This window comes from Streptomyces sp. NPDC093598 (genome assembly GCF_044764825.1).
GTDB lineage: Bacteria > Actinomycetota > Actinomycetes > Streptomycetales > Streptomycetaceae > Streptomyces.
The window spans coordinates 948,717-961,572 of record NZ_JBIWIV010000001.1 but is presented as its reverse complement, the minus strand read 5'-3'; the positions used below and the strand labels follow the sequence as shown (position 1 = coordinate 961,572).

Below are 12,856 nucleotides of genomic sequence, written 5' to 3'. Positions count from 1 at the left end.
GATGACCGGAGCAGTATCCCCCGACCGACGCCGCTTTCTGACCGCCGGTGCCGCGGTGCTCGGCGCCGCGGCCTCCGCCCAGCTGTGGCTGCCGGCCGCCGCCCGTGCGGCCGAGACGTCGCTGCCGGACGGTGTGTTCAGCCTCGGCGTCGCCTCCGGGGACCCGCTCCCGGACGGCATCGTGCTGTGGACCAGGCTCGCCCCGGACCCGGTGAACGGCGGCGGCATGCCCGACCGGATGGTGCCGGTGGAGTGGCAGGTCGCGGAGGACTCCCGGTTCAGAAAGCTCGTCCGACGGGGCACCGCCCAGGCCCGGCCCGAGTACGGGCACAGCGTTCACGTGGACGTACGCGGACTGCGCGCGGACCGTGCGTACTGGTACCGCTTCCGCACCAGCGGGCAGCTCTCGCCCGTCGGCCGCACCCGTACCGCGCCCCACCCCCACAGCTCCGGTGGCTCCCTGCGCATGGCTCTCGCCTCCTGCCAGAACTGGCAGCACGGCTATTTCACGCCATACGCAGACATGCTCGACCAGGACCCGGACGTCGTGGTGTTCGTCGGCGACTACATCTACGAGTCCACGCCCTCGGCGACGGGCGTACGACGGCACGAGGGCACCGGTGAGCCGTTCAGCCTCACCCAGTACCGCAACCGGTACGCGCAGTACCGCACCGACCCGGACCTCGCGGCGATGCACGCGAACGCGCCCTTCGTGGTGACCTTCGACGACCACGAGGTGGACAACGACTTCGCCGGCGAGATCCCGCAGGACCCGGACAAGCAGCCGCACGACGCGTTCGTGGCCCGGATCACCGCGGCCTACCAGGCGTTCTACGAGCACATGCCGGTCCGTGCCACCGCCGTCCCTACGGGTCCGCACATCCGGATGTACCGTCGCCTGGAGTTCGGCCGCCTGGCCCGGCTCAACGTCCTGGACACCCGCCAGTACCGCAGCGACCAGGCCACCAGCCAGGCCGGCGCCCAGGACCCGTCGCTGACCATGCTCGGCGCGCGGCAGAAGCAGTGGCTGCTGGACGGGCTGCACGACTCGCCCGCCCGCTGGAACCTCATCGCCTCCCAGATCATGATGGCCGAGACGGACCTCAAGGTCGGTGAGGGCAAGCTCTGGTTCTACGACGCCTGGGACGGCTACCAGGCCGAACGCAACCGGTTCCTCCAGGAGTTCAGGCAGGTCCGCAACCCGGTGGTGCTCTCCGGCGACCGGCACCTGACGATGATCAGCGACCTCAAGGAGGACTACGCCGACCCGGGTTCCAGGGTCGTCGGCGCCGAATTCGTCGGCACCTCCATCTCCAGCAACGGCGACCAGGACCAGGAGGCCTTCCGCAAGGAGTGGGACCCGCGGCGCCCGGACAACCCGCACTGGAAGCTGCTCGACGCACACCGTGGCTACCACCTCTTCGACGTCCGCCGCGACCGCATCGACGCGGAGGTCAGGGTGGTCGACACGGTCCGGCAGCCCACGGCGGCCCCGAGCACGCTGGCCCGGCTGCGCGTCGAGGCCGGCCGCCCGGGCGTCGAGGTCGTCTGAACCGGCCCAGGAGGCGCATGAGCCCGGGACTCCTCCGAGTCCCGGGCTCTTCGCGTTCCCGAGACGTGCGAGCCGTGTGAGAAGTCCGACCCGGCTCGCGGCGTATTGCTCTCGCCGAGACCGAATTGCTGCGGAATCTTGACCGGGAATTCCACGGCAATGAGCGTCCGGGCGGGCCGTATTCGCGGCCGCGCCCGCGAAGAACGCGTGCAGCCGCGCGCCCCCGGACGTGAAGATCCGCACATCGCGGCCCTCGCACCCGGCGCCGCGGGCGGCGGGTGTGGTGCACGGGGCACCGTCAAAGGGCGTACCGTGCACCGGACATCGTCCAAGGAACCCGTCAGGGTCCTCGGTCACCGCTGCCCCGAGCGCCTCCGCTGCCGCTGAGCTTCTGTGCAGTTACTCACAGCGCATTTCCCGGGGCGCGCACAGCCGTCTCACCAATCACCAGGAGTGGGAGGTGAATGACAGGTTGCGCGCACATATGCGGCGGAGGTCGCTCACCTTGCATCGCGGTAACCACAAGTGGGACCATTTCGAAGTTCCCTGTCGCCCCAAGGTAGGTCACCTGTGTCCCAGCACATAGCCAAGCCCCGTACCACCGCAGTGATCCTGGCCGGTGGCACCGGTCAGCGCGTGGGTCTGTCGATCCCCAAGCAGCTGCTGAAGATCGCCGGCAAGGCAGTCATCGAGCACACGCTGACCACCTTCGAGAACGCCGACTCGATCGACGACATCATCGTGCTGATGGCGCCGGGTTACGTGCCCGACATCGAGAAGATCGTCGCGAAGGCCGGATTCCAGAAGGTCTCGAAGATCATCGAGGGCGGCTCCACGAGGAACGAGACCACCGAGCGCGCCATCGCCGCGCTGGGTGAGGGCCTGGCCGAGGGCGAGGACGCCAACGTCCTCTTCCACGACGCCGTGCGCCCCCTGCTCTCGCAGCGCGTCATCGACGACTGCGTCGTCGCGCTGGAGCGCTACCAGGCCGTCGACGTGGCCATCCCGTCCGCGGACACCATCATCGTCACGCGCACGCACGGCGAGGACGGCGAGTTCATCACCGAGATCCCGGACCGCTCCCGTCTGCGCCGCGGCCAGACGCCGCAGGCCTTCAAGCTGTCCACGATCAAGCGGGCCTACGAGGTCGCCGCCGGCGACCCCAACTTCCAGGCCACCGACGACTGCTCCGTCGTGCTCAAGTACCTGCCTCACGTGCCGATCCACGTCGTCGCGGGCGACGAGTACAACATGAAGGTCACCCAGCCCGTCGACGTCTTCATCGCCGACAAGCTCTTCCAGCTCGCCTCCACGGCCGCGCCCGAGCAGGTCTCCGAGGAGGCCTACCGCGAGCTGCTGACCGGCAAGACCATGGTCGTCTTCGGCGGCAGCTACGGCATCGGCAAGGACATCGCCGAGCTCGCCGAGTCCTACGGCGCCAAGGTCTACGCGCTGGGCCGCTCCACCACCGGCACCCACGTGGAGAACCCGGAGGAGGTCGACGACGCCCTGTCCAAGGCGTACGCCGAGACCGGCCGCATCGACTACGTGGTCAACACCGCCGGCGTGCTGCGCATAGGCAAGCTCGCCGAGACCGACAACGCCACCATCGAGGAGGCGCTGAAGGTCAACTACCTGGCCCCGGTGCAGATCGCCCGGTCCTCGTACAAGTACCTGTCCGAGACCAACGGCCAGTTGCTGCTCTACACCTCCAGCAGCTACACCCGCGGCCGCGCCGAGTACAGCCTGTACTCCTCCACCAAGGCCGCCATGGTGAACCTGACCCAGGCGCTGTCCGACGAGTGGGCCGGCGACGGCGTCCGCGTCAACTGCATCAACCCCGAGCGCACCGCCACCCCGATGCGCACCAAGGCGTTCGGCCAGGAGCCCGCGGGTTCCCTGCTGTCCTCCGAGGCCGTGGCCCGCACCTCGCTCGACGTGCTGCTCTCCGAGCTGACCGGCCACGTCATCGACGTCCGTCAGCAGGACCCGACGGCCGGTGCGGCCCGGGCCTCCGGCTTCGAGCAGGCACTGGCCACGGTGCTGGACCGGCAGGACGGCGTGTAATAATTGGCGCCAAATAGACTCCGGTAATTCAGGCCTCTGCGCTCTCCTGTTAACGGCTTTTGTCGTCAGGAGTGTTCGCAGGGGCCTGAATCCATACAGTCTCGCGAATATTCACAGACCAGCCGCATTCTCGAACCAAGACCGGCACACCCCTCCCAAGAGCAGGTTTCTCCGTGATATCCACCGCTATTCGCGTCGCCCGGGTGGGCAGCGCGGCCGAGCTGGCCGCGGCGGTCCTCATGGTGGCGGGCTTCCCCGTCCTCATGCTGGCCGCGCTCGTCCCGAGCGTTCCCGCCTTCGCGGCAGCGGCCGCCGTGACGTACCTGGCGGACCACTATCTGCACCGCAAGGGCAGCTACCTGATCAACCGCCTCGGCAAGGTGCGGGCCGGCCTGTCGATCCGCTTCCTGATCCGGCAGTTGCTCCTCATCCTGCTGCTGGCCCGGCTGTCCCTCGCGGACAACCTGATCTACTACGGGGCGATCGCCTGCTTCATCGCCTTCTACGGTCTCCAGGCCCCGCACGGCGCGCTGGTCCAGCTGATACGCAACCGCCGCCGCATGCCGGTCGCCACCCGCAACGTCGACCTGGCCTCCCGCATCCGCATCCCGAACGCCCCGCCGCGGGGGCTGCTGCACCGCTCCGCCGAGAAGATGCTCCACCTCGACCTCGCGGCGGTCGTCGGCATCCTGGTCGCCGCGCAGGTGAAGTCGGCCCTGATCGGCTTCATCGGCATCGGCGTCACGGTCGCCCTCGCCACCCTGTACGTCCTGACGCTCGTGCCGTACGTGCGCGGCCGGCGGATCCCGCCGAACGCCGAGAAGGTCCTGGCCGCCGTCGACGACTGGCTGGGCGAGTACAAGCCGGAGACGGTTCTGTACTTCTCCGGTTCGAAGGACTCCGCGTACCAGGTCAACATGTGGCTCGACACCATGGAGAAGCTGGATTCCAAGCCGCTGATCATCCTGCGTGAGCGGGCCATCCTGAACAACCTGGCGCCCACCACGGTCCCCGTCATCTGCGTGCCCGGAGGGGTGCACCTGATGAACATGGACCTGTCCACGGTGCGCGTGGCGCTCTACGCGGCCAATGTCGGCAAGAACATCCACATGCTGCGCGTGCCCACCATCAAGCACGTCTTCATCGGCCACGGCGACAGCGACAAGCTCGCCAGCGTCAACCCGTACAGCAAGGTCTACGACGAGGTGTGGACGGCCGGCCGCGCGGGCCGCGACCGCTACGCCATCGCCGACGTCGGTGTCCGCGACGACGACATCGTCGAGGTCGGCCGGCCGCAGCTCGCCCCCATCCAGACCTGGCAGGGCGTACCCGAGGGCCGCATCCCGACCGTGCTGTACGCCCCCACCTGGGAGGGCTGGGACGGCAACCCGGGCAACACCTCGGTCGTGCTGGCCGGCGAGAACATCGTGAAGAAGCTGGTCGCGGCCGACCCGCCGGTCCGCGTCCTGTACAAGCCGCACCCGTTCACCGGCAACGTCAGCAAGGAGGCCGGCGCCGCGCACCGGCGGATCACCGCCCTGGTGCAGAAGGCCGCCGCGGAGCGCGCCATCAACACCCGGTTCATCGCCGACACCGCCGCCCAGGCGCAGGCGAAGGCCGAGCTGGACCGGATCGAGGCCCGGCTCGCGCAGCTGTCCGGATCCGGCGGCGACCGCGGCGACGAGGCCGTGGCCACTCGTGACGGGCTGGTCGACGTCGCCCGCCACGAGGAGATCGCCCGGCTGCGTGCCGAGTGGAACGACGCCTACTGGCGCTCCTTCCCATCATGGGAGCACCGCGTCATCACCGGTGCCGAGCCGCGGCTGTACGACTGCTTCAACGTCTCCGACGCGATGGTCTCCGACATCTCCAGCGTGGTGTCCGACTTCATCGCGAGCGGCAAGCCGTACGCGGTCACGGACTCCGCCGAGGTGGGCGTCGAGGAGTTCAAGCGGAACAACACGGCGGTGCGTGCCGCGGTGATCCTGTCCAACAGCGCGTCCGAGCTGGGCGAGCTGCTCGGCGCGGTCCGCGCCCCGGACGCCGACCCGCTGGCCGAGGACCGCAAGGAGCTCAAGCAGTACCTGCTGGGCCCGGACGAGCCGTCCTCCCTGGAGCAGTTCAACACCGCCGTCGCGAACCTCGCCCTCAAGGCCGAGACGCGCAACGTCGGCCAGCAGTCACGGGACGCGGCCGCCCTCGCGGAGACCGAGGCCGAGCTGGCGAACGCCGTGCCCGGGCAGCGGGTGTCCGCCGCCGGTGACACGGACGGTGTCGGCACGGGCTGACCTGCCGCCGTCGACTGAAGAGTTCGGCCCCGAGGAGCTTGTCCTCGGGGCCGAACTCTTCCCGTTTTCCGGGCCCTGCCGGTCCACCGTGTGACGTGTCCCACTAACACCTGCGTGAGAGGCAACCGCTTGCCTCGATCACCCGTCTACCAAGTAGCGAATGAGGCGATACGGGGGGAATATCCCATTGACTAGGGGGAAACGTGACCGTGACGCAGCCTGATGTGAGTGTGATCATCGGGGCGTACGAGGCGATGCCGTATCTGATCGAGTGCCTCTCGTCCGTCGAGGCGCAGACCATCGATCCGACGCGCGTCGAGGTCATTGCGGTGGACGACGGATCGACGGACGGCACGGGCGAGTACCTGGAGGAGTTCGCCGAGCGGGCTCCCATGCACGTTCTGGTGATCCGGCAGGCGAACTCCGGAGGCCCCAGCGGCCCGCGCAACGTCGGCCTCGGCAAGGCGACCGGGCGCTACGTCTTCTTCCTCGACGCCGACGACCGGCTGGGTCCCGAGGCACTGGAGCGGATGGTCGGCATGGCCGACCGCGCCGGCACGGACGTGGTGCTCGGCAAGGTCGAGGGCGTCAACCGCTCGGCGCCGAAGTCCATGTGGGGCAAGACGGTGGAGCGCACCGACGTCTTCTCCTCCAACATCAAGTTCACGCTCAGCGCGCAGAAGCTGTTCCGCCGCGAGCTGCTGGACCGGCACGGCATGCGCTTCGACGAGTCGCTGTTCACCGGCGAGGACGCGCTGTTCACCATGGAGGCGTATCTGCGGGCGGACGGCGTCTCCGTGGTCGCCGACCACACCTGCTACTACCTGGTCGGCCGTGACGACGGCAAGCACGTGACGAAGAGCGGCAGTTACACGCTGCGCTTCGACTCCGCGCGGGCGCTGATGAACCTCATCGCCGAGCTCGTCCCCGCGGGCGGCCGGCGTGACCAGCTGATGGTCCGGCCCTTCCTCGTCACGCTGCTGCCGCAGTTCGGGCCCAAGTACCTGACGGACAGCGAGGAGATACGCCGGCACAAGTTCGAGCTGGCCAAGCCGTTGATGGACACCTACTGGACCGAGGGCGTCGCCCAGCGCCTCAAGGTCCACGAGCGGCTGCGGCTGCACCTGGTCGCCGAGCAGCGTCCCGACCTGCTGCTGGACGTCGTGACGTTCGTCAAGGCCAAGAAGCAGGCGGCGGCCCTCCTGGAGAGGAAGGGCCGCCGTGTCTACCTGGCCTACCCGCACTTCCGGGACCGCGCCGCCGGCGTCCCCGACTCGGTCTACCTCGCCGAGCCCCGGGAGGCCCGGGCCTTCCCGGGCTACCGCGAGGGCGGCGTCGACACGTTCATGCGCCGGGCGGTGCGCAAGGCGCGGCGGGTGCTGGCCTCCCGCGAGGTGCGGCACGCGGCGTGAACGCGCGTGCCGCCGCTCAGCGCGGTGCGGACGGGACCGCGGTCCCGGTGCGCTGGCCGGGCAGTTCGGCGGCCAGCCGCTCCGCCACCCGGGCCCGGTGATCCCGGGCCGCCGCGCACAGCGCCCGGACGGCCTCGTTGAAGCGCTCCTGCGAGGACGGCTCCGCCGGACCCAGCAGGCGCAGCTTCAACTCGGCGCGTGCCCCGGCCAGTTCGTCGTTCTGCGGGTGCCGGACCGTCTCCAGCAGGTCCGGGACCCCGGCGGCGTCCGGTGTCAGCACCGTCGCCGCCGCCACCGTCGGGAACGCCGTACGGAAGGCGTCCTCGGGCAGCCCGCTGGTGTTGGCCACCGCGTACGGCTTCTCGCTGGCCAGGAAGTCGCTGATCACGCTCGACACATCGCTGATCAGCAGGTCGGCCACGTTGAAGCAGGAGTACAGCGTGGGCCGGGCGTCGGTGATGATCTGGTGTTCACCCTCCGGCAGCGTCGCCCAGTACGTCTCCTCCCACGCGGCCGTCGCCCGGACCACCGCAGCCGCGCGGCCCGGTTCCGGCGCCGACTGCACCAGCATCCGCTCCACGGTGTCGGCCCCGGGCCGGAAGACCGACGTGGTGAGCCGGTCCAGCTCGGCGGTGCGTCGGGCGAGGTCCGCGCCGTCCGGGGGGCGCGACCCGGCCCGCTCCCGGACGGCCGCCCGGATCAGCTCCCGGATCCGCAGGTCGGCCGCGCCCGCGCGCGGGTCCACCGAGCCCGTCAGCGGATGCGGCTTGTACAGCAGCCGCACGCCCGGGTCCGCGAGCAGCGCCCGCACCAGGTTCTCACCGGCCGCGATCACCGACGTGTTGCCGGGGTTGCCGTCCCAGCCCTCCCAGGTCGGCGCGTAGAGCACGGTCGTCCACCGCCCGGCCGGCGGACCCGCGTAGGGCAGCACGCCGTCCAGCTGCGGGCGGCCCGTCTCCACCACGTCCTTGTCCTCGACCCCGACCTCGGCCAGCGCGTACCGCTCGCGCGCGGCGGGCCCGGCCACCCACACCTCGTCGTACGCCTTCGCGTACGGGTTGCACGAGGACAGCTTGTCGCTCTCGCCGTGGTTGACGAAGGTGTGCTTGATCGTGGGGATGCGCAGCACCTGGGAGGTCTTGCCGGAGTTCGACGGGTGGATGAGGACCTGGAGCGTGGAGTGCTCCAGACGCATCAGCGTCGACACCTTCGGCAGGCACACGATCGGGATGTCCGTCGCCGCGATCTTCTGCACCATGAACCGCTCGCGCAGCACGATGACCGGCCTGCCCTCCAGCCCGGCGAGCGGCTCCAGCCACATGTTCGCCTGATAGGCCGAGGCGGCGCCGCCGGAGAAGTACAGACCGACGGTCGGCCGGTACGCGGCCAGCCACGCGTCGAACCAGTCGAGCACCTCCTGCTCGTCCGCCGGACGACGGCCCGGCAGCAGCCGGAGCAGCAGCGCGCCGAGGCCGGTCAGCCCGAGCGCCAGGGAAAGCGCGATGCCGGCCGCCGCGTACACCGGCCGGTCGCCCGGAGCACTGGCCAGCAGCCCGGCCGTCGCCGGCAGGCCGAACACCAGCAGCCGGTGGCCCGGGCGGCGCAGCAGGACGGGCGGGGCCGGGGACAGCCGCAGCGCCGAGGCGTCGATGTTGCGGGTCACCACCGGCAGGGTGCGGGTGCGGCGCACCAGCACGGAGACCGCCTGGATGGCGCAGTGCAGCGCGTAGAAGACGAGCAGCCCGGCCACCAGCGGGGCGTACACCGTCTCCCGGTCCTGCTCGCCGAGCCGCAGCAGCCCCACGACCAGCAGCAGGTCCCGCAGGACGTGCCGCACGGTGATGTCGGCGTGCGACTTGGCGAACAGCGACAGCATCCCGCGCTGCCACCGGTACAGCACCCCCTCGGTGGCCAGGGAGACGGCGGTCGCGGCGATCAGCAGCGGGACGTGGGGCAGCAGCGCCGCGACCGCCTGTGCGGCGAACGCGGCGGCCAGGACTACGGTGACCAGCCCCTTGAGGAGGGCCGGCGGGCGGGGGAGAGGTACGGGCACTGCGGTCACTCCAGGAGCGTCGGGTCGGCGCAGGTCGGCCGTCCGGGTTAACGCGCGGCGACCTCCTGACGACACGCGCGTGTCGTCGGGGCGTGGGGACGCCTGCCGTCTCGCGTGCGGTCGGACGGTAGCGGAAGCTCGCCTTCCTGCCGAGGGCGGGCCGGAGAAAGGGGCCGGCTGCCGTCCCGTGACACGGGCGGCACCGTCCGTAGCGTGGACCGGCGCCGCACCCCGTCCGGCCGTCCCGTAGATTTCCTGGTGAGGGAGCGAATCGACGCGAGGGGACGGACGGCGACGTGGCAGGGGCAAGGCAGGCCGTGGGCGAGGCCCGCAGGATCGTCGTCAAGGTCGGGTCCTCCTCGCTGACCACCGCCTCGGGCGGCCTGGACGCGGACCGGGTGGACGCGCTGGTCGACGTCCTCGCCAAGGTCCGCAGCGGCGGGGAGCGCGAGATCGTCCTGGTCTCCTCGGGCGCCATCGCCGCCGGTCTCGCCCCGCTGGGCCTGCGCCGCCGCCCCAAGGACCTCGCCCGGCAGCAGGCCGCCGCCAGCGTCGGGCAGGGCCTGCTGGTCGCCCGCTACACCGCCTCCTTCGCCCGCTACGGCGTCCGCGTCGGGCAGGTGCTGCTGACCTCCGACGACATGAGCCGCCGCTCGCACCACCGCAACGCCTCGCGCACCCTCGACAAGCTGCTCGCGATGGGCGCCTTCCCGATCGTCAACGAGAACGACACCGTCGCCACGGACGAGATCCGCTTCGGCGACAACGACCGCCTCGCCGCCCTCGTCGCCCACCTCGTCCACGCCGACCTGCTCGTCCTGCTCTCCGACGTGGACGGCGTCTACGACGGGGACCCCGCGAAGCCCGGCACCTCCCGTATCGGCGAGGTGCGCGCCCCTGCCGACCTCGCGGACGTCGAGATCGGCAGCACGGGCAAGGCCGGCGTGGGCACCGGAGGCATGGTCACCAAGGTCGAGGCCGCCCGCATCGCGGCCGCCGCCGGTGTCCCCGTCGTCCTCACCAGCACCGTCCACGCGGCCGACGCCCTGACGGGCCAGGACACCGGCACCTACTTCCACCCGACCGGCAAGCGCTCCGCCGACCGGCTGCTGTGGCTCCAGCACGCCTCCACCCCCCAGGGCGCGCTGACCCTGGACGACGGTGCCGTGCAGGCCGTCGTGGACCGGCGCAAGTCGCTGCTGCCGGCCGGGATCGCCGCCGTCGAGGGCGAGTTCAGCGCCGGCGACCCGGTCGAGCTGCGGGACGGCACGGGGCACGCGGTGGCCCGCGGCCTCGTCAACTTCGACGCCAAGGAAATCCCCCGGCTGATCGGCCGCTCCACCCGGGAACTGGCCCGCGAACTCGGACCCGCGTACGAACGCGAGGTCGTACACAGGGACGACCTGGTGGTCCTGCACCCGTAATGTGCCGAAACGTCCGCCCCCGGTGGTGGACGTTCCGCAAAACCGCCCCGCGATCCCTTGCGGCCTGCTCAACTTTGTCTCGGGGAACCTATTCCGCAGCAGCGCCACTGTGCAAAGGAGGCCGTCGTGAGACGAGTGCGCCCTGGGACTCAGGCGTCCCGCGGTGGTGCCGGCTCGCGCGCGGCCGGTGAGGAGCGTGCCCTGACGAGCGTGGCGGCCGGGGACCGGTTCCAGGGCGAGGAACCCGGGGACACCCCGCGCCTGTGGCATGTCACCCTCAGCGTCTCCGGCAAGGAGGCCCCGCTCCCGGAGGTCCGGCGCGCCCTGGAGCAGCTCGCCCACGACCACCCCTTCTTCCTGACCAGCAGGTACGCGGTCGACCACGCGGAGATCCGCTACTGGGAGGAGGCCCGCGACCTGCACGACGCGGCCGCCGTCGCCCTGCGCCTGTGGGGCGAGCACCGGCAGACCGCCGGGCTGCCGCCCTGGGAGATCGTCGGCCTGGAGGTCATCGACCGCGCGACCTACCATCAGCGCATCGCCGAGGGGTACGGGCCGCCCCCGGCCTCGCCGGTCGGAGTGCACCCCTTTTGATCCGGTCCGGGAAGTGTCTCGGGGGGTGAAACGCGCGATGAACGGATCCGCCCGGCGGACTACCCTTCCCTCATGACCACGCTTTCGCCGTACGACTCGATGTCCCCGGTCACCGAGGCCGCCTACCGCGCCAAGGCCGCCGCCGCGACCCTCGCGCCGCTGCCCCGGGCCGAGAAGGACGACGCGCTGCTCGCCATCGCGGACGCGCTGGAGGTCCGTGCGAGCGAGATCGTCGAGGCCAACGCCAAGGATGTCGCCAAGGCCCGCGAGGCCGGCATCAGCGAGGGCATGATCGACCGGCTCACGCTCACTCCCGAGCGGATCCGCGCCATCGCCTCCGACGTGCGCGACGTCGCCGCCCTGCCCGACCCGGTCGGCGAGGTCGTCCGTGGCTCCACGCTGCCCAACGGCATCGACCTGCGCCAGGTCCGCGTGCCGCTCGGCGTCGTCGGGATCATCTACGAGGGCCGGCCGAACGTCACCGTCGACGCCGCCGCCCTCTGCCTGAAGTCCGGCAACGCGGTCCTGCTGCGCGGCTCCTCCTCGGCGTACCAGTCGAACACCGCCCTCGTGCGCGTGCTGCGCGACGCCGTGGGCGGGGCCGGGCTGCCCGCCGACGCCATCCAGCTCGTCCCCGGCGAGAGCCGTGACAGCGTGCGCGAGCTGATGCGCGCCCGCGGCCTGGTCGACGTGCTCATCCCGCGCGGCGGAGCCTCCCTGATCAACACGGTCGTCCAGGAGTCCGTCGTCCCGGTCATCGAGACCGGCACCGGCAACTGCCACGTCTACGTCGACGCGCAGGCCGACCTCGACATGGCCGTCGAGATCCTGATCAACTCCAAGGCCCAGCGGGTCGGCGTCTGCAACGCCGCCGAGACCCTGCTGGTCCACCAGGACATCGCCGCCGAATTCCTGCCCCGCGCCCTGGACGCCCTGGCCGGCGCCGGGGTCACCGTGCACGCCGACGAGCGCGTCCAGGCCTACGCCAAGGACTCCAAGGCCACCGTCGTCGAGGCGACGGCCGAGGACTGGGAGACGGAGTACCTCTCGTACGACATCGCCGCGGCCGTCGTGGACTCGCTGGACAAGGCCGTGGAGCACATCCGGCTGTGGACCTCCGGCCACACCGAGGCCATCGTGACGACCTCCCAGCAGGCCGCCCGCCGCTTCACCCAACTGGTCGACTCCACCACCGTCGCCGTGAACGCCTCCACGCGCTTCACCGACGGCGGCCAGTTCGGTTTCGGCGCGGAGATCGGCATCTCCACGCAGAAGCTGCACGCCCGCGGGCCCATGGGCCTGCCGGAGCTGACCAGCACGAAGTACATCGTCACCGGGGACGGGCACGTGCGGCGCTGACCGCGCTCGGGCCGAGTGCGGGAGTATGCGCTGCGGCGCATGGCCGTGCGGGGCCGTTCAGGTGGTGTGATGCGTGCGGAAGGGGTGCACCGGGCGGGCGTGCGCCG

At 71.0% G+C, this 12,856-nt stretch carries 8 protein-coding genes; 7 read left to right on the top strand and 1 reads right to left on the bottom strand.

The window, feature by feature from the left end; genetic code table 11:
- Window position 1 precedes the first annotated feature (1 nt).
- From ACIRDU_RS04470 to ACIRDU_RS04455, 4 genes are all read left to right on the top strand, one after another.
- A complete protein-coding gene (locus tag ACIRDU_RS04470; RefSeq protein WP_403574267.1) occupies window positions 2-1,552 on the top strand; it encodes an alkaline phosphatase D family protein in 1,551 nt (516 codons plus the stop codon).
- 570 nt (window positions 1,553-2,122) lie between these two features.
- Window positions 2,123-3,619 (top strand): D-ribitol-5-phosphate cytidylyltransferase, encoded by a 1,497-nt coding sequence (locus ACIRDU_RS04465; protein ID WP_403574264.1) that lies wholly within the window; start codon window positions 2,123-2,125, stop codon window positions 3,617-3,619.
- Window positions 3,620-3,792: 173 nt separating this feature from the next.
- A complete protein-coding gene (locus ACIRDU_RS04460) occupies window positions 3,793-5,907 on the top strand; it encodes a hypothetical protein (protein ID WP_403574261.1) in 2,115 nt (704 codons plus the stop codon).
- A gap of 203 nt (window positions 5,908-6,110) precedes the next feature.
- Window positions 6,111-7,319, top strand: coding sequence for a glycosyltransferase family 2 protein (locus ACIRDU_RS04455; protein ID WP_403574258.1), 1,209 nt, complete (start codon window positions 6,111-6,113; stop codon window positions 7,317-7,319).
- A 16-nt stretch (window positions 7,320-7,335) separates the two neighbouring features.
- On the opposite strand, the gene ACIRDU_RS04450 is transcribed toward ACIRDU_RS04455, so the two are convergent.
- Window positions 7,336-9,372: a hypothetical protein gene (locus tag ACIRDU_RS04450; protein ID WP_403574255.1), complete on the bottom strand. Its 2,037-nt coding sequence runs from the start codon at window positions 9,370-9,372 to the stop codon at window positions 7,336-7,338.
- A gap of 317 nt (window positions 9,373-9,689) precedes the next feature.
- Here ACIRDU_RS04450 and proB point away from each other — a divergent pair, with 317 nt between their 5' ends.
- The 3 genes from proB (at window position 9,690) to ACIRDU_RS04435 (ending at window position 12,749) form a co-directional block, all read left to right on the top strand.
- The gene (gene proB / locus ACIRDU_RS04445; protein WP_403575151.1) at window positions 9,690-10,796 is read left to right on the top strand and encodes a glutamate 5-kinase; all 1,107 of its coding nucleotides are present in this window, start codon (window positions 9,690-9,692) and stop codon (window positions 10,794-10,796) included.
- A 126-nt stretch (window positions 10,797-10,922) separates the two neighbouring features.
- Window positions 10,923-11,390, top strand: a complete 468-nt coding sequence (locus tag ACIRDU_RS04440) for a hypothetical protein (protein ID WP_174569427.1) — start codon at window positions 10,923-10,925, stop codon at window positions 11,388-11,390.
- Between the two features lie 72 nt (window positions 11,391-11,462).
- Entirely contained in the window at window positions 11,463-12,749 is a 1,287-nt protein-coding gene (locus ACIRDU_RS04435) for a glutamate-5-semialdehyde dehydrogenase (RefSeq protein ID WP_403574252.1), read from the top strand.
- Window positions 12,750-12,856: the final 107 nt, after the last annotated feature.

Coding starts and splice junctions, on each gene's coding strand:
- ACIRDU_RS04435 (WP_403574252.1), top strand. CDS start 11,463: ATGACCACGCTTTCGCCGTACGACTCGATGTCCCCGGTCACCGAGGCC.
- ACIRDU_RS04470 (WP_403574267.1), top strand. CDS start 2: ATGACCGGAGCAGTATCCCCCGACCGACGCCGCTTTCTGACCGCCGGT.